Source organism: Pseudomonas sp. R2-60-08W (assembly GCF_003852335.1).
Classification (GTDB): domain Bacteria; phylum Pseudomonadota; class Gammaproteobacteria; order Pseudomonadales; family Pseudomonadaceae; genus Aquipseudomonas.
The window spans coordinates 924,246-948,968 of the sequence record NZ_CP027731.1; the positions used below are offsets into that span (position 1 = coordinate 924,246).

The window sequence follows — 24,723 nt, forward strand, 5'->3', positions numbered from 1 at the left end:
TGTTGGGTGTGGTGCATGTCCTGTTTTTGCTGACGGCCTTTCAAAGTACTGCGAATAGGTGAAAATTTGTATCACCTGGTCACGGTCTCAAGGAGGCACGGCGATGGCCGCTGTAATCGGCATCAAAGGGCATTGCGCCCACTGCGACATGACGTTTGAACTCAAACCCTGGCAACTGAACGCCATTGCCATCGACGAACCCTTTGTCTGTACGTATTGCCACGCCTGCCTGCAGCTGTGTTGCCAGAAACAGCTGCGCCAATTCCGCGCCCTGGACCAATGGGCGCTGGTGCGGCCGAGCATGATCATGCTGACATGCGCGACCTTGCTGGCGGCACTGTTTGCTGAATGGCTGGGGCTACTCACGGTGATCGGGCAGTTCAATATTTCCCTGACGACGCTGTTGATCCATTGCCTGGTGCTGCGCTACGCCCGTCATCGACAAAGGATGACCTTGAACCTGCAAGCTGTCAGCCCGCTACCAATTGAACACCTCGCACGCATTGCGTGTGCTCGCCTCAGCCAGCCGTGAAGCGCTGATACCCATCCGTTCGGCCAGGGCGTGGCAGATAGCCGGCAAGTGCTCGGGGCTGTTGCGCTGGCCCGGGTACATGGCCGGGGCCATATCCGGGGCGTCGGTCTCCAGCACCACGGCTTCCAGGGGCAATTGGGCCAGCACCTTGTGCATGCGCAAAGCCTGCGGCCAGGTGGCGGCGCCGCCCAGGCCCAGCTTGAAGCCGAGCTTGATGTACTCGCAGGCCTCTTCCCGGCTGCCGGCGAACGCATGGATGATGCCGCCGCGCGGCAGGCGGATGCGCTTGAGCGTGGCGATCACTGCCGCGTGGCTGCGGCGTACATGCAGCAAGGCCGGCAGTTGAACGTCCACCGCCAGTTGCAGCTGGGCCTCAAACAGCGCTTGCTGACGCTCGCGGTCCAGGTGCTCCAGAAAATAATCCAGGCCGATTTCACCCACGGCGCATAGCTGCCGATGGCCCTGCAGCCGCGTCAGCCAGTCGCCCAACTCCAAAAGGTCGGCGGGGCGATGCTCATCGAGATACACCGGGTGCAGGCCGAAGGCGGCGAACAAGCCTTCATCCTCCAGCACCAGATCCCATAACCTTTGCCAATTTTTCTGATAAACACCGAGCAGCACCATGCGCCTCACACCCTGATCGCGGCTGCGGGCGAGGACTTCGTGGCGATCGCCATCGAAGTCCGCAAAGTCCAGGTGGGTGTGGGTGTCGATCAGCTCCACGCTCAGGCCTCGTGAATGCGCTGCTTGAAGGTGCGGCTGATCCCGTGCACGCCGGGCTGGTAGTGTTCTTCTTCAATGGCGGCCAAAGCCAGGCGCAGGGCGGTGTCGGCGATCAGTTGATGTTGCTGGGCCATCGCATTGACCGGTAGCGGCAGGAAGTCCAGCAACTGTGTATCGCCGAAGGTGCCCAGGCGCAACGGCCGCGACTTGAGTGGGACGTCGTGCAATGCATCGAACACGCCTTGCAGCAGTACGTAGGACGTGGTCACCAGGGCGTCAGGCAAGTGCCCCAGGCGTTGCAGTAATTGCTCCATCAGCTGTCGCCCGCAGTCTCGGCTGAAGGCTTCGCCCTGTTCGATGATCACCTCACCAGTAAAACCGTGCAGGGCTTCACGGAAACCCGCGGCGCGTTCCTGGCTGATGCTCAGCTCCGGGCGCGCGCCGATCAGCGCGATTTGCTTGGGCAACGGTTGCAGCAGGCTGCTGGTGAGTTGCTGGCAGGCTTGGCGGTCATCGCTGACCACCGAGCAGAACTCGCTGGGCTCCATGACCCGGTCGATGGCGATCACCGGCAAGCCTTTGGCCTGCAGCTCGCGATAGCTATCATCGCTGGCTGGCAAGCAGCTGGCGACGAACAACGCATCGCAACGCCGTGCGCGGAACAGTTGCAGCAGTTGGCGCTCGCTGTCGGCCTCATCGTCGGAGCTGGCGATCAGCAATTGATAGCCGCGCGCCCGCGCCCCCTGTTCAAGCAACTTGGCAATGCGTGCGTAACTGGGGTTTTCCAGATCCGGCAGGATAAAGCCCAAGGTGCGCGTGTGCCGGCTGCGCAATCCGGCGGCTTGTGGGTTAGGCGTAAAACCATGGGCCTGGACCACGGCCCGCACTCGCTCGACAGTCGCGTGACTGATGCGCTGTTGTTCGGCCTTGCCATTGATGACATAGCTGGCGGTGGTCACGGACACACCGGCCAGACGTGCGATATCACTGAGTTTCAAACCGGGATTTCCTTGTTTTTTAGAGCGTGCCCCGACATTTTGTTCAATCCTAACCGATTCCAGCGTGCGACCAATGTCCCACAGCAGGCGCCGAGTGGCCCTTCAAGCTTGCGCAATTAACGCGTAATCTGCCATAAATTCTAGATTAAACGTTTCAGCAAGCGTATTTTTACGATGTTCGCCACTGAGTAGCTACTGCCAATTGACTGCTCAGTCAGTTGTTTCCGAACACCGCTAAGCTGATTTATTCAAAACAATACCTAGTGCGCACCTCGCACTAACTAGGAGAACGGCATGCTCGAGCTCACTGTAGAGCAGATATCCATGGGCCAGGTGGCGGTGGATAAATCTGCTGCCTTGCACCTGCTCGCTGAAAAACTGGTGGCCGATGGCCTGGTCGCCGAAGGTTATCTCAGCGGCTTACAAGCCCGTGAAGCCCAAGGCTCGACCTTTCTCGGCCAAGGCATTGCCATTCCCCACGGCACCCCGGAAACCCGCGATCAGGTGTTTTCCACCGGCGTGCGCCTGTTGCAGTTTCCCGAAGGCGTGGACTGGGGCGATGGCCAGGTCGTCTACCTGGCCATCGGCATCGCCGCCAAATCCGATGAACACCTGCGCCTGCTGCAACTGCTGACCCGCGCCCTGGGTGAAACCGACCTCGGCCAAGCGTTACGCCGTGCCGGTTCCGCGGAGGCCTTGCTGAAATTGTTGCAAGGCGCGCCGCAGGAACTGGCGCTGGATGCACAGATGATCAGCCTGGGCGTATCGGCCGATGATTTCGAGGAATTGGTGTGGCGTGGCGCGCGCCTGTTGCGCCAGGCCGACTGCGTGAGCAACGGCTTTGCCGCCGTGTTGCAGCAAGTCGATGCGCTGCCCCTGGGGGATGGCCTGTGGTGGCTGCACAGCGAACAGACGGTCAAGCGTCCGGGCCTGGCGTTCGTCACGCCGGATAAACCCATGCGCTATCTGGGCCAGCCGCTTAATGGCCTGTTCTGCCTGGCCAGCCTGGGCGAAGCGCATCAGGCGCTGCTTGAGCGCCTGTGCGCCTTGCTGATCGAAGGACGCGGCCAGGAGTTGGGCCGCGCCACCAGCAGTCGTGCCGTGCTTGAAGTGCTGGGTGGCGAGCTGCCGCCCGACTGGCCCAGCGCCCGCGTCACCCTGGCCAACGCCCACGGCCTGCACGCGCGTCCGGCGAAGATCCTCGCGCAACTGGCCAAGCAGTTTGACGGCGATATTCGCGTGCGTATCGTCGACGGCCCGGTCGGCGCCGTATCAGTCAAAAGCCTGAGCAAGTTGCTGAGCCTCGGCGCGCGGCGTGGCCAGGTGCTGGAATTCGTCGCCGAGCCGACGATCGCGGGCGATGCGCTGCCGGCGCTGTTGGCTGCCATTGAAGAAGGCCTGGGCGAAGAAGTCGAGCCGTTGCCGACGGTCAGCGCCCAGCCCGTCACTGCCGATATCGAACCGGTCATCAGCGCGCCGCTGCCCGGCAGCCAGATCCAGGCAATTGCCGCCGCGCCCGGTATCGCCATCGGCCCCGCGCATATCCAGGTGCAACAGGTGTTCGACTACCCGTTGCGCGGTGAGACCTGCGCCGTTGAACGCCAGCGTCTGCACACCGCGCTGAGTGAGGTGCGTCGCGATATTGAGGGCCTGATCGAGCGCAGCCAATCCAAGGCCATCCGCGAGATTTTCATCACCCACCAGGAAATGCTCGACGACCCGGAACTCACCGACGAAGTCGACACCCGTCTCAAGCAAGGCGAAAGCGCCGAAGCCGCGTGGATGAGCGTGATCGAAGCCGCCGCCAAGCAGCAGGAATCGTTGCAGGACGCCTTGCTCGCCGAACGCGCCGCTGACCTGCGCGATATCGGTCGCCGCGTATTGGCGCAACTGTGCGGCGTCGACACCGCTCAGGAACCTAATGAGCCCTACATTCTGGTAATGGACGAAGTCGGCCCTTCGGACGTCGCGCGCCTGGACCCGGCCCGTGTCGCCGGCATCCTCACCGCCCGTGGTGGCGCCACGGCCCACAGCGCCATCGTCGCCCGTGCCCTGGGCATTCCTGCGCTGGTTGGCGCCGGGGCGGCGGTGTTGCTGCTCAACGCCGGCACGCCTTTATTGCTCGACGGCCAGCGCGGCCGCCTGCACGTCAACCCCGACACCGCCACCCTGCAGCGCGCGACGGTGGAGCGCGACACCCGCGAACAACGCCTGCAAGCCGCCTCGGCGCAACGCCATGAACCGGCGCTGACCCGCGACGGCCACGCGGTGGAAGTGTTCGCCAATATCGGCGAAAGCGCCGGGGTTGCCGCTGCGGTGGAACAGGGCGCCGAGGGCATCGGGCTGTTGCGTACCGAACTGATTTTCATGGCCCACCCGCAAGCGCCGGACGAGGCCACTCAGGAAGCCGAATACCGTCGCGTGCTCGACGGCCTCGACGGGCGTCCGCTGGTGGTGCGCACCCTCGACGTGGGCGGCGATAAACCGCTGCCATACTGGCCGATTGCCGAAGAAGAAAACCCCTTCCTCGGTGTGCGCGGTATTCGCTTGACCTTGCAGCGCCCGCAGATCATGGAAGCGCAATTGCGTGCATTGTTACGCTCGGCGGACAACCGGCCGTTGCGCATCATGTTCCCCATGGTCGGCAGCGTGGATGAATGGCGTGCCGCCCGGGATATGACCGAGCGCCTGCGCCTGGAAATCCCGGTGGCCGACCTGCAACTGGGGATCATGATCGAAGTGCCTTCGGCCGCGCTGCTGGCACCGGTACTCGCCAAGGAAGTCGACTTTTTCAGCGTCGGCACCAACGACCTGACCCAATACACCCTGGCCATCGACCGTGGCCACCCGACCTTGTCGGCCCAGGCCGATGGCCTGCACCCGGCCGTCCTGCAATTGATCGACATCACCGTGCGCGCCGCCCACGCCCATGGCAAATGGGTCGGCGTGTGCGGCGAGTTGGCGGCCGACCCGCTGGCGGTGCCGGTGTTGGTCGGCTTGGGGGTGGATGAGTTGAGCGTGTCGGCGCGCAGCATTCCCGAAGTGAAGGCGCGCGTGCGCGAATTCAGCTTGAGCGAGGCCCAGGGCCTGGCGCAAAAAGCACTGGCGGTGGGCTCGCCCGCCGAAGTGCGTGCCCTTGTGGAGGCCGTGTAGATGGCAAAGATTCTGACCCTGACGCTGAACCCGGCGTTGGACCTTACGGTGCGCTTGGCGCACCTGGCGCCCGGCGCAGTCAACCGCAGTGAAACGCTCATCACCCATGCTGCCGGCAAAGGCGTGAACGTGGCGCAGGTACTGGCGGACCTCGGCCACGAGGTCAGTGTGAGCGGCTTTCTCGGCGCGGATAACCCCAAGCTTTCGAAGCCCTGATCGCCAGCCGTGGGTTTGGCGATTCGTTCATCCGCGTGCCGGGCGAAACCCGCAGCAACATCAAGATTGCCGAGCAAGATGGCCGGGTGACCGACATCAACGCACCGGGGCCGTTGGTGAGCGAGCAGGCGCAAAAAGAGCTGCTCAAGATGATCGCGATGGTCGGCCCCGAATTCGACGCGGTGGTGGTCGCCGGCAGCTTGCCGCGTGGCGTGAGCCCGCAATGGTTTCAGGCACTGATCGAGCAATTTAAAAACCTCGGTTTGAAAGTCGCCCTGGACACCAGCGGCGAAGCCTTGCGCGCCGGTTTGAAGGCAGGCCCATGGATGGTCAAACCCAATACTGAAGAGCTCGCCGAAGCGCTGGACAACGCCACCGATGCCATCAGCCAGCTGCATCAACAGGGTGTGGAACATGTGGTGGTCTCGGACGGTGCTGCCGGCGTGAACTGGTACAGCGCGGGCGCGGCCCTGCATGCCACGCCGCCCAAGGTGACGGTTGCCAGCACCGTAGGCGCCGGCGATTCGCTGCTGGCGGGCATGCTCCACGGCCTGCTGCGCGACGAAGCGCCCGAGCAGACCCTGCGCCGCGCCACGGCGATTGCCGCGATGGCGGTGACGCAAATCGGTTTCGGCATCAGCGATGACGCGCAGTTGGCGCGCCTTGAAAGCGGTGTCGATGTACACGCGCTGACAGAACAATAAGAGGGTTTGTGATGAAGTTAGCCATTGTTACCGCCTGCCCGAACGGCATGGTTACCAGTGTGCTGTGCGCCCGCTTGCTGGACGCCGCCGCACAGCGCCAGGGCTGGAGCACCAGTGTCGAAGTGGTGGACGTGCAACGCCCGGACAGCCAGCTGTCCCAGGCGACCCTTGATGACGCTGAGTGGGTGTTGCTGGTCAGCAGCACGCCGGTGGATATGCACCGTTTTGTCGGCAAGCGCGTGTTCCAGAGCACGCCGGCCCAGGCGTTGGCGGATGTCGACGCGGTGTTGCGTCGCGGCGCGGAGGAGGCGCAGGTGTATGTGGCGACCGAGGCGCCGGTCGGGAATGTCCCGCGCATTGTCGCGATTACCGCTTGCCCCACCGGCGTGGCCCATACGTTCATGGCCGCCGAGGCCTTGCAGCAGACCGCCAAGCGCCTGGGCTATGACTTGCAGGTCGAGACCCAGGGCTCGGTCGGTGCGCGTACGCCATTGACGCCTGAGGCCATCGCCAACGCCGACGTGGTGCTGCTGGCGGCGGACATCGAAGTCGCTACCGAGCGCTTCGCCGGCAAGAAGATTTACCGCTGTGGCACCGGCATTGCCCTCAAGCAATCGGAAGCCACGCTCAACAAGGCGCTGGCCGAGGGCGTGGTGGAAAGCGCCGCCAGCGGTGCGGTAGCCAAGTCGGAAAAAACCGGCGTGTACAAACACCTGCTTACCGGGGTGTCGTTCATGTTGCCGATGGTGGTGGCGGGCGGCCTGTTGATCGCCTTGTCCTTCGTGTTCGGCATTCATGCCTTTGAGGAGAAGGGCACCCTGGCGGCGGCACTCAAAACCGTCGGCGACCAGGCGTTCATGCTGATGGTGCCGTTGCTGGCGGGCTACATCGCCTACTCGATCGCCGATCGCCCCGGCCTGGCGCCGGGCATGATCGGCGGGTTGCTCGCGGGCACCCTGGGCGCTGGCTTCATTGGCGGGATCTTCGCCGGTTTCCTCGCCGGCTACAGCGTCAAGCTGATCTCACGCGCGGTGCGCTTGCCGCAAAGCCTGGAGGCCCTCAAGCCGATCCTGATCATCCCGTTGCTGGCAAGTTTGTTCACCGGCCTGGCGATGATCTATCTGGTCGGCCCTCCGGTGGCACGCTTGCTGACCGGGCTGACGGATTTTCTCAGCACCATGGGCACCACCAACGCGGTGCTGTTGGGCATCCTGTTGGGCGGCATGATGTGTGTCGATCTGGGCGGGCCGATCAACAAGGCGGCGTATGCGTTTTCCGTCGGCCTGCTGGCGGCGTCTAGCGGCGCGCCGATGGCCGCGACCATGGCGGCCGGCATGGTGCCACCGATTGGCATGGGCATCGCGACGTTCCTGGCCCGGCGCAAGTTCGCCCAGACTGAGCGCGAAGCCGGCAAGGCTGCGATGATTCTCGGCCTGTGCTTTATTTCCGAAGGGGCTATCCCGTTTGCGGCCAAAGATCCGTTGCGGGTGATCCCGGCCAGCATTGCGGGCGGCGCGCTGACGGGGGCACTGTCGATGTACTTCGGGTGCAAACTGGCCGCGCCTCACGGCGGGTTGTTCGTGCTGGTGATTCCGAACGCGATGAACCATGCGCTGCTGTACCTGTTGGCGATTGTGGCCGGTAGTGTGCTGACCGGGTTGGTGTATGCGCTGATCAAGCGGCCGGAGGCGGCCGAGTTGGCGGCGGGCTAAAAATGTGGGAGGGGGCTTGCTCCCGATAGCGGTCTGTCAGCCAGTGCATCTGGTGCCTGACACATTGCCATCGGGGGCAAGCCCCCTCCCACATTTGGATTTTCATTGGCTGTCATAGCGGTGTCATAACTGTTTCATCGCCGCGTGGTTAAGTGGCCCTTTTGATACTCAAGAGGGCACCTGCATGAGCCACTTCGATCTCGGCCGTCGCCGCGTGATGCAAGCTGTCGGCGCCGGCCTGTTGTTGCCGGGACTGGCGCCGGCGGTGATTGCGTCGGTAAAGGACCGACCGCTGCTCACCGATGGCGTGCAGTCCGGTGACCTGCTGGGCGACCGCGCGATGATCTGGAGCCGCAGCGACCGCCCGGCGCGGATGGTGGTGGAGTGGGACACCCGCAGTGTGTTTAGCAACCCACGCCGGTTCGTCTCGCCCCTGGCCGATAACCGCAGCGATTTTACGGCCCGCGTTGAACTCACCGGGCTGCCCGCCGACCAGGCGATTTTCTACCGCGTGCATTTCGAAGACGCCCAGACCGGCATCGCCAGCGAGCCGTGGTTCGGCCACTTGCGCAGCGTGCCGCAACAGCGTCGCGACATCCGCTTTGTGTGGAGCGGCGACACCGTCGGCCAGGGTTTCGGTATCAACCCGGACATCGGCGGCATGCGCATCTACGAAGCCATGCGCCTGCGCCTGCCGGACTTCTTTATCCACAGCGGCGACACCATCTACGCCGACGGCCCGGTGCCGGCGCAACTGGCCACTGAGGGCGGGCGCATCTGGCGCAATATCACCACCGAAGCCAAGAGCAAGGTTGCCGAAACCCTCGAAGAATATCGCGGCAATTACCGCTACAACTTGATGGATGAAAACGTGCGGCGCTTCAATGCCGAGGTGCCGCAGATCTGGCAGTGGGACGACCACGAAGTGATCAACAACTGGTCATCAAGCAAACAGTTGGACGAGCGCTACCAGACCCGCGACATCAATACCCTGGTCGGCCGTGCGCGCCAGGCCTGGCTGGAATATTCACCGATGCGCCGGCAAAGCGCCGACGGCGGCGGGCGGATTTATCGCAAGCTCAGCTATGGGCCGCTGCTGGATGTGTTCGTGCTGGACATGCGCAGTTATCGCGGCCCCAACGACGACAACCTGGGCGGCGCGAAACCCTTCCTCGGTCGCGAACAGCTCGACTGGCTCAAGCGCGAACTCAAGGCCTCCCAGGCGCAGTGGAAAGTGGTCGCGGCCGACATGCCCATTGGCCTGGGTGTGCCGGACGGTGAAGTCAGCCCTGGCGTGCCGCGCTGGGAAGCGATCGCCAACGGTGATCCCGGCCCGGCCCAAGGACGTGAGTTGGAAGTTGCCGAGCTGCTGGGCTTCCTGCGCGCACACCAGGTGCGCAACCATGTGTGGCTGACCGCTGATGTGCACTATTGCGCCGCGCATCACTACCACCCGGATCGGGCGGCGTTCCAGGATTTCGAACCGTTCTGGGAGTTTGTTGCAGGGCCATTGAATGCAGGCAGCTTCGGGCCGAATCCGTTGGACAAGACCTTTGGGCCAGAGGTGGTGTTCGAAAAGGCACCGCCTGCGCAAAACACCTCGCCGTTTGCCGGGTTTCAGTTTTTTGGCGAGGTGCAGATTGATGGGCAGACGGCGGAGTTGACGGTGATCCTTCGGGACTTGGACGGAGTCTCGGTGTTCGAACAAAAACTGCAACCCGTCTGATTTGGAACGCGGTAAAAACTGTGGGAGGGGGCTTGCTCTCGATAGCGGTGGATCAGCCAGCCTATTTTTAGCTGGTCCACCGCCATCGGGAGCAAGCCCCCTCCCACATTTGATCTTCAGTGTCTGTGAGGGTCAGTACACATCCCGGCGATAGCGGCCTTGCTCGATCAAACGCTCTACCGTTTCACTGCCGAGGATATCCACCAGCGCCTGATCCACCCCCGTCGCCATCCCCTGCAAGCTGCCGCACACATAAATCGCTGCGCCCTCGGCCAGCCATTTGCGCAACACGTCCGCCGATTCACGCAGGCGATCCTGCACGTAGATTTTCTCCTCCTGGTCCCGCGAGAACGCCAGGTCCAGCAGGGCCAGATCACCACTGGCCAGCCAGCCTTGCAGTTCTGCCTGGCACAGGTAGTCGTGGGCGATATGGCGTTCGCCGAACAGCAGCCAGTTACGCTGCTGACCGTCGGCGATGCGCGCCTTGAGCAAGCTGCGCAGGCCGGCCAGGCCCGTGCCGTTGCCCAGCAGGATCAGCGGCACCGCTGCTTCGGGCAGATGGAAACCGCTGTTGCGGCGCAAGCGCAGGCTGATGCCCGCGCCGATGGCTGCGTGTTCAGTCAGCCAGCCGGAACCCAGGCCCAGGCTGCCATCCGGGTGGCGTTCCTGGCGCACGATCAGCTCCAGCACACCGTCGCTGGCAATCGAGGCGATCGAATATTCACGCAGGCCCAGCGGTATCAGCGCATCGACCAGTGCCTGGGCATGCAGGCCGACCAGATGGGTGCGGTTGTCCGGCAACTGGCGCGTGGCCAGGGCCTGGTTGAGCGTTTGCGCCAGTCCTTCAATCAGCACGCCATCGCTGCCGGCCAGGCCCAGCCCTTCCAGAAAGTGCTCGACCGCTCGCGGGCTATTGCGTGGCAGGATTTCCACCAGGTCACCGGCCTGCCAACTGAGAGGAGAGGGCGGAGTGAGGCCGAGCAGGTAGACGGGTGCTCCGACGCTGCCAGGGTTGAGCAGGGAGCGTTGGCGCAGGGTCCAGTGTTCGAACTGGGCGGTCTGCCAGGCCGCTGCCGGCGTGTGGCCGGTGAGCTGGCCGAGCTGCTGTTGCCAGGTCAGCAAGGCCTCGGTATCGCCGCTGTCGACTTCCACCGGCGCAAACAGCGGGTTGCCGCCCTGGTGGGTCAGCCAGAAATGCAGGCGTCGGGCAAAGCCGCAGAAGTGTTCATATTGCCTGTCACCCAGGGCCAATACCGAGTAGTTCAAGCCCTTGAGGGACACGTCCTGGCCGAGCACGCTGCGTTCGAAGCCACGGGCGCTGTCGGGGGCTTCGCCGTCGCCGAACGTACTGACCACGAACAAGGCATTTTCCGACTGGCTCAGGTCGTGCTGGCTAAGCGTGCCCAAGGGCTGCACCTTCACCGGCAGACCTGCTGCCTGCAATTGCCCGGCCGTCTGCCAGGCCAATTGTTCGGCGAAACCGCTCTGGCTGGCGAAGCCGATCAACCAGGCCGGGGCATCGCTGGAGTGGGCGTCAAGACCCTTGCGTGCGTCCCTTACCTGGCGTTTTTTGCGGCGCCGGTCGAGGTACAGCAACCAGCCGGTAATGAAGAACAGCGGCATGCATAACGCGCTCAGGGTGAGCACGATCCGCCCTGCCAGCCCCCAATAGCTGCCGGTGTGCAGGGCATAGACGCTGGTCAACAACTGCGACTTATAGCTTTTGCTGGCGTAGCGCTCATGGGATTTGACCTCGCCGGTGGCCGGGTCCAGGTTGATCTGGTTCAGTGCACGGTCATGGGGTGAGTCTTCCAGCAGGTAATACACGGTGGCCGGTTGCCCGGCGACGGCCGGCAGCCGGATGTTGTAGGCGCTCAAGCCAGGCCCGGCGTTGCTGTAGATGCTGCTCCAGATGGCCTCATAGTTGGTCACGTAGCTGGCCACGGGCGCAGGGCCTGCGGGCGGCGGGCCGCGCTTGAGCGTGCGCTCGTTCTGCGGCGCGTCGGACAGCAGTTGGGTCACGCCACGGTTGTACCAGTCGTACGACCAATACAGCCCGGTCAGTGCCGCCAGCAGATAAAACAGCAGGCACCAGGTGCCGAACACCGAGTGCAGGTCCCAATTGAAGCTGCGGCCCTTTTTACGCCAGTCCAGGGTCAACCACACGCGCCAGTTCTTCACCTGGCGCGGCCAGCGCAGGTACAGGCCGGAGAGGCAGAAGAACAGCAGGATCAGGGTGCAGGCGCCAGTGATCGTGCGCCCGGTGTCGCCCATCGCCAGGAAGCGGTGCAACTGCAGGATGAAGCCGAATACATCCTGGCCGACGGCGTCGCCCAGGTAGTCGCCGGTATACGGGTCGAAGTAGCGTAGCGGGCCCCGGCGCTCGCCCGGTGGCGGGGTGAAGGACACGCGCCCGGCATTGCCGCTGTCGCGTTCCACCCAGAGCATCGCCACGGCCTTGCCTTCGGTGGCTTCCAGTTTGCGCACCAGTTCGGCGGGCGGCAGCACCCCGGCTTCGCGTTTTTCGACATGCAAGACGTGCGGGTTCAGCGCCCGCAGTATTTCATCCTGGAAGGAGTACGCAGCCCCGGTGATCCCCATCAAGGCCAGCACCAGCCCGGCAGTGATGCCGAAGAACCAGTGCAACTGGAACAGGGTTTTCTTCAACACGTCGGACCGCCTCGCTCAACTGGTTATGAATGTCACGGCGCGCATTATGCCGTGGCTTATCGAGAAATATTCTGTTTAGCATGCAAAAGCCCCACGCATCCGATGCGTGGGGCTCAAGTCGTGGCGCGCTTGCGCTTAGAAGTGGAAGCTGGTGGTCAGCAACGCCGTACGACCGGCCGCCTGGTTGGCGAAGTGCGAGGCGTAAGCCTTGTCGTAGTAGGTTTTGTCGGTAAGGTTCTGCACGTTCAATTGCAGGTCGACGTTTTTAGTCAGCTTGTAGCTGGCCATGGCGTCGTAGCGGGTGTAAGACGGCACGTACACCGTGTTGCCCGCATCGCCGTAAACCTCGTCGACGTAGAAGGCGCCGCCGCCGACGGTCAGCTTTGGCGTGATGTCGTAGGTGGTCCACAGACTGAACGAGTTCTTCGGCGTGTTGGGCATCTGGTTGCCAGCGTTGGAACCGGCGCTCACCACGCCGTTACGCCCGTTGAGGCCGGATTTGACCAATTCGCTGTCCAGGTAGGTGTACCCGGCGAACACTTGCCAGTGCTCGGTCAGCTTGCCGCTGGCGGACAACTCGACGCCGTCGACCCGTGATTCGCCGGCGTTCTCGTAGGTGAGTGCATCAACCAGGACGCGGGTGTTTTTCTTCTCGGTACGGAACACGGCGGCGGTCAGGGACAGGCGGTCGTGGAACAAGTCCCACTTGGTGCCCAGCTCGTAGTTGACTGTCTCTTCCGGCTGCAGGTCGCTGATGGCGGCACCGGCTGACAGCGGGTTGCCATCGGCGCCTTCACCCACCAGGCCACCGGCCGGCGTGGCCGACGTCGCGTAGGAAGCGTAGATACTGCCATTGTCCAGCGGCTTCCATACCAGGCCCGCCTGCCAGTTGAAGAACTGGCTGTCATCCTTGATTTTGCTGCGCCCGGTGGTGGCGTTGGTGTTGGCTTCGGTATCGAACGTATCGTAGCGCAGGCCCACGTTGAGCAGCCATTTCGGATCCAGCTCGATGGTGTCGAACACGTAGGCCGCGCGGCTGGTGGCCTTGGTGTTGGTGCCGTTGTAGTTGCGCGCGACGCTGCCGTTCCAGGCATCGTCCGGGTTCGGGTTGCTCAGCGAGGTGCACTGGCCGCCCAGGCTGCCCTTGGCCACGGTGCACACCGGGTTGGCGTTGGGGCTGACGGTATAGCCGCTGACACGGGTTTCTTCACCGGTGAATTCCAGGCCGGTGGAGTAGGTGTTCTTGAAGCCCAGCGCCTGGAAGCTGCCGAACAGGTCGGTCTGGTTGGTGGTCGTGGTGGTGGTCGAGACGCGGCTGTTGGCACGACGCCACACAGTGCCGAACTTGTTGACGTTGAGCTTGCTGTCATCCGGCTGGGTGAGCACATAGTCCTGGCCGGTGCTGCCGTGGCGCAGGGTGTTCTTCAGCGTCATGTTGTCGTTCAGGTCATGCTCGATGGAGAACGTGCTGATGTCGGCGCGGGTCTTGCGGAAGTCACGGCTCTTCAAGCCATAGAAATTGTTGCTGTCGCCACCGTCGTCGGGTTTGTCATGCCCGTGGGCTGTGGCGGTCGACGAACCGTAGCCATACGGCATTCCCGAATCCGGCAGGTCGTCGCTTTCCATGTGGTAGTAGCTGAGATTGACGCGGGTCGGTGTGCCCAGGCCAAAGGTCAGCGACGGCGCCACACCCCAACGGTCGTAATTGATCGCGTCGCGACCGGCCACGTTTTGTTCGTGGCTCATCAGGTTCAGGCGAAATGCCGCGCTGTCGTCGAGGAACTGGCGGTTCACGTCGAGCACGTAGCGGCGGGTCTGGTCGGAACCGTAGGTGAAGCCGCCGTTGGTGAAGTCCCGCGCTTGTGGGGTTTTGCTCACCAGGTTGAGGCTGCCCCCGGCTGAGCCGCGACCGCCGAAGGACGAGTTGGGGCCCTTGCTGACTTCGATCGATTCAATGTCGAAGATCTCCCGGCTCTGGCCGCCGGTATCGCGCACGCCGTCCAGGTAGGTGTCGCCTTGGGCGTCGAAACCACGGATGAACGGACGGTCGCCCTGGGGGTTGCCGCCTTCACCGGCGCCGAAGGTAATCCCCGGTACGGTGCGCAGGGCATCCTGCAGCGAGGTGGCGGCGGTGTCTTTGAGCACTTGCTGCGGGACCACGGTGACCGAGCGCGGTGTGTCTACCAGCGGTGCGGTGTATTTCTGCGAAGCGGCTTTTTCTACCTGATAGGAGGGGGTGACCTGCTCCTGACCGGTAATGTTGGTGGCGCCGAGGGAGATAGGGTTGCGCTCGCCTTGTTGTTCGGTGTTCTCAGCCGCCTGCGCCAAGTGGGCGGCTGAGCTGGCGCTGAGGGCTACGCCGATGGCCGAAGCCAGCATGCGTGGTGAACTGGCGGTGGTTGTTGGTGTGGTGCGCGACATGACGTGTCCTTTCCCCAAGGATGTGAGGTCGCGGAATATAGGGCTAACAAGACTTTCTATCAATTGCGATACATTGCTATTCGCATCGAATTTACATTCTTTACACTTTTTGCTTACGGTTTTTACGGACTCGTTCGTCTCGACGTTTTACACAGAGGATAAGAATCAATACCATTGGCACCCCTCTGATCGCAGGTATTGCCCCATGTTGCTGCATATTCCCGGCCTGTTCTCACGCGAGGAAGTGCAGCGCATTCGCCAAGCCCTGGAAGCGGCCGTATGGGCCGACGGCAAAGTCACCGCCGGCCATCAGTCCGCCAAGGCCAAGCACAACCTGCAATTGCCCGAAGGCCACCCGTTGGCCAAGGAAATCGGCGCGGCGATGCTGGAGCGCTTGTGGAGCAACCCGTTGTTTATGTCAGCGGCGTTACCGCACAAGGTGTTTCCGCCGTTGCTCAACTGTTACACCGCCGGTGGCAGTTTCGACTTCCATATCGACAACGCCGTGCGTCAACCCAAAGGCAGCCACGAGCGCGTGCGCACCGATCTGTCGTCCACGCTGTTCTTCAGCGACCCCGACGAATACGACGGCGGCGAGCTGGAAATCCAGGACACCTTCGGCCTGCAGCGCGTCAAGCTTCCCGCCGGCGATATGGTGCTGTACCCCGGATCCAGCCTGCACAAGGTCAACGCGGTGACACGCGGTGCGCGCTACGCCTCGTTTTTCTGGACCCAGAGCCTGGTGCGTGAAGACAGCCAGCGCACCCTGCTGTTCGAAATGGACGGCGCCATCCAGCAACTGAGCCGCGACGTGCCTGATCATCCGGCGCTGATCCAGCTCACCGGCACCTATCACAACCTGCTGCGTCGCTGGGTCGAGGTCTGAGATGGGATTCCTGTTGCGTCGCCAGGAAGTGTTCAGCGTCGAGCAGCTGCAATCGATGCTCGATGATTCACCGATACGCGCGGCCCAGGCGATCCTGATCGCGGCCACGGAAGGCGTGGTCGATGCCCAGGCCTTGCTCGGACAGATCCTGCTGCAAGGACGCGGCATCGCACGGGATGAAGCACTGGCGTTGCGCTGGTTCCGGATTGCCGCCCAGGGCGGGCATTTGATGGCGCGCAATATGATTGGGCGGTGTCTGGAGCATGGTTGGGGTTGCACGGTGGATGAGGCGACGGCTGCGCGTGAATACCGGTTGGCAGCAGAGGCCGGGTTGGATTGGGGGCAGTACAACTATGCCAACCTGTTGGCGACCGGCCGTGGCGTTGTGCAAGATCAGGCTCAAGCGCTGATGCTTTATCGCCAGGCGGCAGAGCAGGGCCATGCCAAGTCGATGAACCTGGTGGGGCGTTATCTGGAAGACGGGCAGTATTGCCCGAGGGATTTTGAAGCGGCCGTTGAGTGGTACCGGCGTTCAGCCGAAGCCGGGGATTTTCGTGGGCAGTTCAGTTATGCGGCGGTGTTGGCGGATGGTGGCCAAATCGAAGTGGCGCTGGAGTGGTTGCACAAGGCGCTGGCAGGCGGGAATCTCAAGTTCTTACGGATAGCACACCAGACGCTGGCGGCGGCCAACCATCCACAGATTCGCGCGATGGCTGAAGCCTTTCGACAACGCGCTGCCAATTTCTCTTAGCTCATCTGAGCCAGACCGGGGCATAAAAAGCGGGTGCTGAAGGATCATCGGTATGCGTCGCGGTCAGGTTTTCTGGCGACGGCAGCGCTGCGTGAGCTATCTGCCTCACGCAATGCGCGACATTCCACCTGACAGCCATAAAAAAACCCATGACACGTCATGGGTTTTTTATACGCAGCGTGCTTACACGTAAAACGACTTCAACGGCGGAAACCCATTGAACTCAACTGCGCTGTAGCTGGTGGTATAGGCACCGGTCGACAGCCAGTACATGCGGTCACCAATGGCCAGGTTCAGCGGCAGGCCGTACTTGTAGTTTTCGTACATGATGTCGGCGCTGTCGCAGGTCGGGCCGGCGATGACCACTTCTTCCATCTCGCCTTTCTTCTCGGTCCAGATCGGGAACTTGATGGCTTCGTCCATGGTTTCGATCAGGCCGGAGAATTTGCCCACGTCCGTGTACACCCAACGCTCGACGGCGGTTCGCGATTTACGCGCCACCAGCACCACTTCACTGACCAGGATGCCGGCGTTGGCGATCAACGAGCGGCCGGGCTCGAGGATGATTTCCGGCAGCTCATCACCGAAGTCTTCCTTGAGGAAACGGATGATTTCCTCGGCGTAGGTTTCCAGGCTGTTGGTGCGGGTGATGTAGTTGGCCGGGAAGCCGCCGCCCATGTTGATCAGCTTCAGATGAATGCCGTCTTCTTCCTTCAGGCGCTCGAAGATCACTTTGACCTTGGCGATCGCCGCATCCCATACGCTTATGTCGCGCTGCTGCGAGCCGACGTGAAACGAGATGCCGTAAGGCACCAGGCCCAGGTCGCGGGCGAGGATCAGCAGGTCCATGGCCATGTCGGTCTGGCAGCCGAACTTGCGCGACAACGGCCAGTCAGCCGTGGTGGAGCCTTCGGTGAGGATACGCACATAGACTTTCGAGCCCGGCGCGGCCTTGGCGATGTTGCGCAGGTCGGCTTCGGAGTCGGTGGAGAACAGGCGCACGCCTTTCTCATAGAAGTAGCGGATGTCCTTGGACTTCTTGATGGTGTTGCCGTAGCTGATACGGTCGGCGCTGACGCCGCGGTCCATGACCTTGTCCAGCTCGTAGATCGACGCGATATCGAAGCTCGAGCCCTTGTCTTTCAACAGGTCGATGATCTCGACGGCCGGGTTGGCCTTGACCGCGTAATACACCTTGGCGAATTCGAAACCGGCGCGCAGGTCATCGTAGGCCTGGCTGATCATCGCGGTGTCGATCACCACGAACGGGGTTTCTTGCTTGTCGGCGAACGCCTTCATTTTGTCAAACGTGGCGCGCGCGAAATAGTCTTCGACGTTGATCGACATGCTGGGAACTCCTAAGGGCAAACTGTAGTAATCAATGGGTGCAACTGAACGTCCTCCGTATCCCCACTTTGGTTCGCCTACTTCCCAAGGCATGTCGCCGAAAGCAAAAAGGCCATGGGATACGCTTCCCTTGGCCTTGCTGTCTCGTCGTCAGTACTTGAGCCGGATGGATCGTTTCCAGCATGGACGTTCGGCGCGAACTTTAGGGCGTGAGGGGCTTGAGATCAACTAAAAATGTCGCGTTTTTGCACGCGTTCGTCGCGCGACCCCGTGCAGCTACTATGTAACCGACCGGTGTGACGGATTGATGTTCCCCGGATGGGTGAAATCCACGGTATTTCCCTGACACACCAGAGAGCAAAATGTGGGAGGGGGCTTGCTCCCGATGGCGGTGGGTCAGTCACATCATCAGTCACTGAAACACTGCTATCGGGAGTAAGCCCCCTCCCACATTTTTAACTGTGTTGTGCCAAGTCAGGCCAGTGCGGTCTCAGCTGGGGAAACAATGCTGGTCTTGCCCCCACGCGACTTACCGGAACTCAGGTACTCGGCAATCGACTCCTGCGTCACCTCGCCCAGGAACACCCGCTCGGCATCCATCACCGGCAACCACGAACGGTTGAACTCGTACATCCGCGACAGCAGGATGCGCAAGTGCTCGTCATACGCGGCGGTGGCGTTGAATTCGCGCAGGTACTGGCCGCAGGTACCGGTCTGACGGTGCAAGTCGCGACGGCGTACATAGCCCAGCGCCTTATTCTCGGCGCAGGTGACCACCACATAGCGGCGGTCGTGCTCGTCCATCAGCTCCAGTGCATCGGCCACCGGTGTTTCCGGGCTCACCGACGGCGCGTTGTCCGCTGCATCTTCGGCCTTCACCAGCAGCAGGCGCTTGAGGGTGCTGTCTTGGCCGACGAAATTGCTCACGAACTCGTCCGCCGGGTGCGCCAGCAGCGTATCGGGATGGTCGATCTGCAGCAGCTTGCCGGCGCGGAAGATCGCAATCTTGTCCCCCAGCTTGATGGCTTCGTCGATGTCGTGGCTGACCATGATCACGGTCTTGTTCAGCGCGCGTTGCATCTCGAAGAATTCGTTCTGGATCATCTCGCGGTTGATCGGGTCGACCGCGCCGAACGGTTCATCCATCAGCAGCAACGGTGCATCCGCCGCCAGGGCGCGGATAACGCCGATGCGCTGTTGCTGCCCGCCCGACAGTTCACGCGGATAGCGATGCAGATACTGCTTGGGTTCCAGCTTGATCATGCTCATCAGCTCGCGGGCGCGGTCGTGGCATTTCTGTTTGTCCCAGCCGAGCAGCTTGGGCACCACCACGATGTTTTCTTCGATGGTCATGTTCGGGAACAGGCCGATCTGCTGGATCACGTAGCCGATATTGCGACGCAGGGTCACTTCATCGAGGTCGGTGGTGTCTTCGCCATTGATCAGGATCTTGCCCGAGGTGGGCTTGATCAGGCGGTTGATCATTTTCAGCGTGGTGCTCTTGCCACAGCCCGAAGGGCCGAGGAACACACAAATTTCGCCTTCGTTGACGGTCAGGCTGACATCGTTGACGGCGGTAACAGTCTTGCCGTTGCTTTGAAAAGTCTTGGACAGGTTTTGAAGTTCGATCATTTGAGCAATCCTTTTGGAGTCAGCGAGCGTTGCAGCCATTGCAAGAGCAGGTCGGCGAAGATGGCCAGGAGACTGACCAGCACGGCGCCGACGATCAGCATCGACATGTCGCTGCGGCTGATGGAAGCCAGAATAAGTACGCCCAGGCCGCCGGCACCGATGGTGGCGGCGATGGTCATCACGCCGATGTTCATCACCACGGCGGTGCGCACACCGGCGAGGATCACCGGCACGGCAATCGGCAGTTCGACCATGCGCAGGCGCTGGGCGAAGGTCATGCCAATGCCCTTGGCGGCCTCGCGAATGCCCGGTTCAACACCGGTGAGCGCCAGGTAGGTGTTACGCATGATTGGCAACAGGGAGTAGAGGAACACGGCGGTGATCGCCGGCATCGGCCCCAGGCCCTGGCCGAACTTGGAATAGAACGGCAGCAGCAGGCCGAACAGCGCGATGGACGGTACGGTCAGCAGCACCGTGGCGCTGGCCTGCAGCGGGCCGGCCAGGGTCGGGAAACGCGTCATCAGGATGCCCAGGGGCACGCCGATCAAGATTGCGAGGACAACCGCGACGCCGACCAGGGTGATGTGCTGCCAGGTTAGTTGCAGGACTTGGGCCCAATCAAGGTGGGAAAAGGCGTTGAGAAATTCCATGTCTTTTCCTCTTATTGATTGATCGGATGCTGGCGCAGGAAATCTGCGGCAACAGCGGACGGGCTTTCATGGTCGACGTCGACCCGCGCATTCAGCTGGCGCATGGTTGCGTCGTCGAACAGAGCGGCCAGTGGCTTGAGTTCGGCCGCCAGTTGCGGGTGCTGGTCGAGGTATTCCTGGCGGATCACCGGGGCGGCGGTGTAGTCCGGGAAGTAGTGCTTGTCGTCTTCCAGCAACTTGAGTTTGAAGGCATTCAGGCGACCGTCGGTGGTGTAGACCAAGCCTGCAAACACTTGGCCATTGCGCAGCGCGGTGTAGACCAGGCCTGCGTCCATCTGCCGGGTGTTTTTGCGCGTGAGGTTCATGTCGTACAGCTTGACCATGCCGGCCAGGCCGTCGGAGCGGTTGGCGAACTCGGTATCCAGGGCGACCAGGCGGTGTTCCCTGGTGTCTGCGGCCATGGCGTGGGTGAGGTCACTGATGCTGTTGATCTCGGGATGTTCCTTGGCGACTTTCTCCGGCAACGCCAGGGCGTAGGTGTTGCTGAAGCGCGACGGCGAGAGCCAGACCAGGCCTTTTTTTGCGTCGAGTTCCTTCACGCGAGCGTAGGACTGTGCGCTGTCGAGTTTCTCGTCGATGTGGTTGTACGCCACCAGCGACACGCCGGTGTATTCCCAGATCAGGTCCAGTTGCCCGCTTTCCTGGGCGCTGCGCGCCAGGTTACTGCCCAGGCCACCCGTCACGCGGGCGTCGTAGCCCTTGGTGCGCAGGTACTGGGAGGTGATTTCGGCGAGCAGGGTCTGTTCGGTGAACACCCGTGCGCCGATGCGGATTACCGGTTTTTCAGCGGCTTGCGCAAAACCTGCAAACAGCAGGGCGCAGCTCAATATCAGGGTCAGTTTTTTCATGTGATTTCCTTTGCCAAGCCTTAAGACGGACGCAACCCGCGTTCCAGCCAGAGGCGGCTGGCCATGGTCACCAGGCCGTCGAGCAGCAATGCCAGCAGTGCGGTGCATGCCGCACCGAGCAGCAGTTGCGGCTGGTTGTTCAGGGCGATGCCGGGGAAGATCAGGCTGCCCAGGCTGTTGGCGCCGATCAGGAACGCCAGCGGTGCGGTGCCGACGTTGATCGCCAGGGCCACACGCACGCCACCGATGATGATCGGCACGGCGTTGGGCAACTCCACGCGAAACAGCACCTGACGTGGCGTCATGCCGATGCCGGTGGCGGCTTCTTTCAGCGAGCCTTGAACGTTTTTCAGGCCTTCGTAAGTGTTGCGCACGATGGGCAGGAGGGAGGCGAGGAACAGCGCGAAAATGGCCGGGCCGCTGCCGATGCCGAGGACGCCGAGGGCGATGGCCAGTACGGCCAGGGGAGGGACGGTGTTGCCGATGTTGAAGATCTGCATGAAGCGTTCTGCACGCCCGACCATGTTCGGTCGGCTGAGCAGGATGCCGGCGGGAAGGCCCACAATCAGGGCGGCCAGCATGGAAACTAAAACCAGAATCAGATGAGCTTGCAGGTAAAACAACAAATCGTCGCGGTACAGTTCGATCGTGTTGATGCCGATCCAGTGGACCAGCAGGGCCAGGAGCGCGACGACAACCGCGCCTCCTATCAGCCCTTTGCCATAGCGAATAGCCACAGGCGGACTCCTTTTTTTCTTTTGTCGGCGAACACATTCTCCGGTGGCAATGCCATGGCTGGCTGCCTCTGAATGAGTTCGCGAAAAGCAGCTCGCCGATACTGGCAACGCAGTATGCGATCGAGCCATGAGCGCAGCCTCGTCAGGCTAACTTGCTGATTTTTCAGCCCCTGTTCCGAGTGCGATAGCAGGGGAGTGGACGTCTCTACCTTTTAAAAGGTTCCACACTTGGGAGCATTTAGCCACCCCCAATGGGCTCAACGGTGGTCTGTAACCCTGGGTTTGCGCTATACTCGCCGCCCTTTTTTGACTCACCTGCCAGGCGATTTCCCATGACCCACCAGGCCGCCGAAGTCGCGAAACGCCGCACTTTCGCCATTATTTCCCACCCCGATGCCGGTAAAACCACCATCACCGAAAAGCTCCTGCTGATGGGCAAGGCAATCGCGGTGGCCGGCACGGTGAAATCGCGCAAATCCGACCGCCATGCCACCTCCGACTGGATGGAAATGGAAAAACAACGGGGTATTTCCATTACCACGTCGGTCATGCAGTTCCCGTATCGCGACCACATGGTCAACCTGCTCGACACTCCTGGCCACGAAGACTTCTCCGAAGACACCTACCGCACCCTGACCGCGGTGGACTCGGCTCTGATGGTCCTCGACGGCGGTAAAGGCGTCGAGCCACGTACCATCGCGCTGATGGACGTATGCCGTTTGCGCGACACGCCGATTGTCAGCTTCATCAACAAACTCGACCGCGATATCCGTGACCCCATCGAGCTGCTGGATGAAATCGAAGCCGTCCTGAAGATCAAGGCCGCGCCGATCACCTGGCCGATTGGTTGCTACCGCGACTTCAAGGGCGTGTACCACCTGGCCGACGACTACATCATTGTCTACACCGCCGGCCACGGTCACGAACGCACCGATGTGAAAATCATCGAGAAGCTCGACTCCGACGAAGCCCGCGCCCACCTGGGTGACGAGTACGACCGCTTTGTCGACCAGCTCGAACTGGTACAGGGCGCCTGCCACGAATTCAACCAGCAGGAATTTCTCGACGGTCAACTGACCCCGGTGTTCTTCGGTACCGCCTTGGGCAACTTCGGCGTCGACCACGTACTCGACGCCGTCGTGAACTGGGCGCCAAAGCCCCTTGCCCGAGTTGCCAACGAGCGCACCGTGGAACCGGTCGAAGAGAAATTCACCGGCTTCGTGTTCAAGATCCAGGCGAACATGGACCCCAAGCACCGCGACCGCATCGCCTTCATGCGTATCTGCTCTGGCCGCTACGAAAAAGGCATGAAAATGCGCCACGTGCGCACCGGCAAGGACGTGCGCATCGGCGACGCCCTGACGTTCTTCTCCTCCGAGCGTGAACAGCTCGAAGAAGCCTACGCCGGCGACATCATCGGCCTGCATAACCACGGCACCATCCAGATCGGCGACACCTTCACTGAGGGCGAAGCACTGGGCTTCACCGGCATCCCGCACTTCGCCCCGGAACTGTTCCGCCGCGTACGCCTGCGCGACCCGCTCAAATCCAAGCAACTGCGCCAGGGCTTGCAACAGTTGGCCGAAGAAGGCGCCACCCAGGTGTTCTTCCCCGAGCGCAGCAACGACATCATCCTCGGCGCCGTGGGCGTGCTGCAGTTCGACGTGGTCGCCAGCCGCCTGAAAGAGGAATACAAGGTTGAGTGCTCCTACGAGCCGATCACCGTGTACTCCGCGCGCTGGATCGATTGCAGCGATAAGAAGAAGTTGGAAGAGTTCTCCAACAAAGCGGTGGAAAACCTGGCGATCGACGGCGGTGGTCACCTGACTTACCTGGCGCCGACCCGGGTCAACCTGGCGCTGATGGAAGAGCGTTGGCCGGATGTGAAATTCCGTGCGACTCGCGAGCATCATTAAGGGCTGAGCGGTAAAGAACAGGGGCGAAGCTGTGATGGCTTCGCCCTTTTTTATGCCTGCTGCAAAGCCAAAATGTGGGAGGGGGCACACTGTAGGAGCGAGCTTGCTCGCGAAAAACGTCCAGGCAACGAGTTCATTCTGGATAAACGCGGGGGCCCTGAGTTCTTCGCGAGCAAGCTCGCTCCTACAGTATTGAGGGCTTGCCCCCTCCCGCATTTGATCTTCATAACGCCATGAATTGGCGAGAACCCGGCTTCGGGTCTAGCGTTTACCCACCGACTGTAAAGGAGACTACCGTGCGAAATGCTCAACGCGTCATCCCTCTGGTGTTGCTGGCCATCCTGGGAGCGACGGCCCTTCCGGCATTGGCTGACGCCGGAGCGCCACAGTGGAAAGACACCGGCCCGGTAACCAAAAAAAAGCAGAACGAGGTCAACTCGGGCAGCTGGAAACCGCAGCCCCAGCCCACAGACGTCAGGGATCCGGAAAACCCCATCAATGAGGGGGAAGACAGTGTGACCTTCGACGACGGCGAAACTTGATTCCCTCTCAGGGTCACAGCGATTCCTGGCATGGCATGCAAAAGGGCGAAGCTGTCATGGCTTCGCCCTTTATTGCGTTTAGGAAATGACGGTGAGTTACGGTTGGTTTTGCCCCACTCGCAACAGTTTCAATGCCAGTTGGGTGCCCGCCTGGATGTATTCAACTTGTGCATACATCGCATCTTTTACATAGGCTTCCCCCAAGTCTGTAACTTCCTGCAATGCAGCATACTCGGCACTCAGGTACAGCAAATGCATGGAGATATCCATCGAGTTCTGAAACGATTTAAGCGTGTTATTTGGCCCTAATTCGTCAATGACCTTCTGCCAGCGAAGGTCGGCTTCGGCTTGGAGTGTCTTGTATTCGGCCAATGAAACCTCATCATCGGCATAGATGTCGTTAAGAAGGGTTTCCAGGGATTTGGAGATAGAAAGCTTTTCGCGGATTACAGTCATGAGATAGCCCGTTTGCTAATGAGGAGAGGCGGGCATTCTTAAT

General features: G+C 61.7%; 18 protein-coding genes and 1 pseudogene. 9 read left to right on the forward strand and 10 right to left on the reverse strand.

All coding sequences use genetic code 11. The annotated features are described in order from the left end of the window. Nucleotides 1-103: 103 nt before the first annotated feature. Nucleotides 104-532, forward strand: a complete 429-nt coding sequence (locus tag C4J90_RS04075) for a hypothetical protein (RefSeq protein ID WP_124361252.1) — start codon at nucleotides 104-106, stop codon at nucleotides 530-532. Here the strand turns inward: C4J90_RS04075 and C4J90_RS04080 are convergent. Both C4J90_RS04080 and cra read right to left on the reverse strand, forming a co-directional pair. Beyond that, nucleotides 479-1,255 carry a TatD family hydrolase gene (locus tag C4J90_RS04080; protein ID WP_124419277.1) on the reverse strand — a complete coding sequence of 259 codons (777 nt, stop codon included), beginning with the start codon at nucleotides 1,253-1,255 and terminating at the stop codon, nucleotides 479-481. The two genes, C4J90_RS04075 and C4J90_RS04080, sit on opposite strands and share 54 nt — an antisense overlap. 2 nt (nucleotides 1,256-1,257) lie before the next feature. Further along, complete coding sequence (gene cra / locus C4J90_RS04085) at nucleotides 1,258-2,253, reverse strand: catabolite repressor/activator (protein WP_124361254.1); 996 nt, start codon at nucleotides 2,251-2,253, stop codon at nucleotides 1,258-1,260. A gap of 294 nt (nucleotides 2,254-2,547) precedes the next feature. Between cra and ptsP the strand changes: the two genes are divergently transcribed. From ptsP to C4J90_RS04105, 4 genes and pseudogenes are all read left to right on the forward strand, one after another. After that, a complete protein-coding gene (ptsP, locus tag C4J90_RS04090; protein WP_124419278.1) occupies nucleotides 2,548-5,406 on the forward strand; it encodes a phosphoenolpyruvate--protein phosphotransferase in 2,859 nt (952 codons plus the stop codon). After that, nucleotides 5,407-6,326 (forward strand): annotated as a pseudogene (gene pfkB / locus C4J90_RS04095) (1-phosphofructokinase). An 11-nt stretch (nucleotides 6,327-6,337) separates the two neighbouring features. Next, on the forward strand, nucleotides 6,338-8,038 hold the full coding sequence (locus C4J90_RS04100) for a PTS fructose-like transporter subunit IIB (RefSeq protein ID WP_124419279.1): 1,701 nt from the start codon (nucleotides 6,338-6,340) through the stop codon (nucleotides 8,036-8,038). A 184-nt stretch (nucleotides 8,039-8,222) separates the two neighbouring features. After that, a complete protein-coding gene (locus tag C4J90_RS04105; protein WP_124419280.1) occupies nucleotides 8,223-9,764 on the forward strand; it encodes an alkaline phosphatase in 1,542 nt (513 codons plus the stop codon). A gap of 132 nt (nucleotides 9,765-9,896) precedes the next feature. On the opposite strand, the gene C4J90_RS04110 is transcribed toward C4J90_RS04105, so the two are convergent. Next, nucleotides 9,897-12,434 carry a sulfite reductase flavoprotein subunit alpha gene (locus tag C4J90_RS04110; RefSeq protein WP_124419281.1) on the reverse strand — a complete coding sequence of 846 codons (2,538 nt, stop codon included), beginning with the start codon at nucleotides 12,432-12,434 and terminating at the stop codon, nucleotides 9,897-9,899. 135 nt (nucleotides 12,435-12,569) lie between these two features. Next, on the reverse strand, nucleotides 12,570-14,855 hold the full coding sequence (locus tag C4J90_RS04115) for a TonB-dependent siderophore receptor (protein WP_124413828.1): 2,286 nt from the start codon (nucleotides 14,853-14,855) through the stop codon (nucleotides 12,570-12,572). Between the two features lie 205 nt (nucleotides 14,856-15,060). Here C4J90_RS04115 and C4J90_RS04120 point away from each other — a divergent pair, with 205 nt between their 5' ends. After that, nucleotides 15,061-15,741: a Fe2+-dependent dioxygenase gene (locus tag C4J90_RS04120; RefSeq protein ID WP_124419282.1), complete on the forward strand. Its 681-nt coding sequence runs from the start codon at nucleotides 15,061-15,063 to the stop codon at nucleotides 15,739-15,741. A 1-nt stretch (nucleotide 15,742) separates the two neighbouring features. After that, entirely contained in the window at nucleotides 15,743-16,492 is a 750-nt protein-coding gene (locus C4J90_RS04125; protein ID WP_124419283.1) for a tetratricopeptide repeat protein, read from the forward strand. 183 nt (nucleotides 16,493-16,675) lie between these two features. On the opposite strand, the gene C4J90_RS04130 is transcribed toward C4J90_RS04125, so the two are convergent. The 5 genes from C4J90_RS04130 to C4J90_RS04150 form a co-directional block, all read right to left on the reverse strand. Then, complete coding sequence (locus C4J90_RS04130; protein ID WP_124361263.1) at nucleotides 16,676-17,839, reverse strand: type III PLP-dependent enzyme; 1,164 nt, start codon at nucleotides 17,837-17,839, stop codon at nucleotides 16,676-16,678. Between the two features lie 474 nt (nucleotides 17,840-18,313). Further along, complete coding sequence (locus C4J90_RS04135; protein ID WP_003171711.1) at nucleotides 18,314-19,471, reverse strand: betaine/proline/choline family ABC transporter ATP-binding protein; 1,158 nt, start codon at nucleotides 19,469-19,471, stop codon at nucleotides 18,314-18,316. Then, nucleotides 19,468-20,121 (reverse strand): ABC transporter permease, encoded by a 654-nt coding sequence (locus tag C4J90_RS04140; RefSeq protein ID WP_124361264.1) that lies wholly within the window; start codon nucleotides 20,119-20,121, stop codon nucleotides 19,468-19,470. The genes C4J90_RS04135 and C4J90_RS04140 overlap by 4 nt, the downstream gene beginning before the upstream one ends. A gap of 11 nt (nucleotides 20,122-20,132) precedes the next feature. After that, a complete protein-coding gene (locus C4J90_RS04145; protein WP_124365806.1) occupies nucleotides 20,133-21,029 on the reverse strand; it encodes a glycine betaine ABC transporter substrate-binding protein in 897 nt (298 codons plus the stop codon). A 20-nt stretch (nucleotides 21,030-21,049) separates the two neighbouring features. Continuing rightward, nucleotides 21,050-21,766, reverse strand: a complete 717-nt coding sequence (locus C4J90_RS04150) for an ABC transporter permease (RefSeq protein WP_124365807.1) — start codon at nucleotides 21,764-21,766, stop codon at nucleotides 21,050-21,052. Between the two features lie 332 nt (nucleotides 21,767-22,098). Between C4J90_RS04150 and C4J90_RS04155 the strand changes: the two genes are divergently transcribed. Both C4J90_RS04155 and C4J90_RS04160 read left to right on the forward strand, forming a co-directional pair. Beyond that, nucleotides 22,099-23,682 carry a peptide chain release factor 3 gene (locus tag C4J90_RS04155; RefSeq protein WP_073524000.1) on the forward strand — a complete coding sequence of 528 codons (1,584 nt, stop codon included), beginning with the start codon at nucleotides 22,099-22,101 and terminating at the stop codon, nucleotides 23,680-23,682. A 296-nt stretch (nucleotides 23,683-23,978) separates the two neighbouring features. Beyond that, nucleotides 23,979-24,224: a hypothetical protein gene (locus tag C4J90_RS04160; RefSeq protein WP_124419284.1), complete on the forward strand. Its 246-nt coding sequence runs from the start codon at nucleotides 23,979-23,981 to the stop codon at nucleotides 24,222-24,224. Nucleotides 24,225-24,320: 96 nt separating this feature from the next. Here the strand turns inward: C4J90_RS04160 and C4J90_RS04165 are convergent, their stop codons facing one another. Then, a complete protein-coding gene (locus C4J90_RS04165; RefSeq protein ID WP_124419285.1) occupies nucleotides 24,321-24,680 on the reverse strand; it encodes a hypothetical protein in 360 nt (119 codons plus the stop codon). Nucleotides 24,681-24,723: the final 43 nt, after the last annotated feature.

Excerpts from the sequence above, each read along its gene's own strand:
- C4J90_RS04120 (WP_124419282.1), top strand. The coding sequence starts at position 15,061 with ATGTTGCTGCATATTCCCGGCCTGTTCTCACGCGAGGAAGTGCAGCGC.
- C4J90_RS04125 (WP_124419283.1), top strand. The coding sequence starts at position 15,743 with ATGGGATTCCTGTTGCGTCGCCAGGAAGTGTTCAGCGTCGAGCAGCTG.
- C4J90_RS04075 (WP_124361252.1), top strand. The coding sequence starts at position 104 with ATGGCCGCTGTAATCGGCATCAAAGGGCATTGCGCCCACTGCGACATG.
- C4J90_RS04130 (WP_124361263.1), bottom strand. The coding sequence starts at position 17,839 with ATGTCGATCAACGTCGAAGACTATTTCGCGCGCGCCACGTTTGACAAA.
- ptsP (WP_124419278.1), top strand. The coding sequence starts at position 2,548 with ATGCTCGAGCTCACTGTAGAGCAGATATCCATGGGCCAGGTGGCGGTG.
- C4J90_RS04140 (WP_124361264.1), bottom strand. The coding sequence starts at position 20,121 with ATGGAATTTCTCAACGCCTTTTCCCACCTTGATTGGGCCCAAGTCCTG.
- C4J90_RS04100 (WP_124419279.1), top strand. The coding sequence starts at position 6,338 with ATGAAGTTAGCCATTGTTACCGCCTGCCCGAACGGCATGGTTACCAGT.
- C4J90_RS04105 (WP_124419280.1), top strand. The coding sequence starts at position 8,223 with ATGAGCCACTTCGATCTCGGCCGTCGCCGCGTGATGCAAGCTGTCGGC.
- C4J90_RS04165 (WP_124419285.1), bottom strand. The coding sequence starts at position 24,680 with ATGACTGTAATCCGCGAAAAGCTTTCTATCTCCAAATCCCTGGAAACC.
- C4J90_RS04135 (WP_003171711.1), bottom strand. The coding sequence starts at position 19,471 with ATGATCGAACTTCAAAACCTGTCCAAGACTTTTCAAAGCAACGGCAAG.
- C4J90_RS04155 (WP_073524000.1), top strand. The coding sequence starts at position 22,099 with ATGACCCACCAGGCCGCCGAAGTCGCGAAACGCCGCACTTTCGCCATT.
- C4J90_RS04145 (WP_124365806.1), bottom strand. The coding sequence starts at position 21,029 with ATGAAAAAACTGACCCTGATATTGAGCTGCGCCCTGCTGTTTGCAGGT.
- C4J90_RS04115 (WP_124413828.1), bottom strand. The coding sequence starts at position 14,855 with ATGTCGCGCACCACACCAACAACCACCGCCAGTTCACCACGCATGCTG.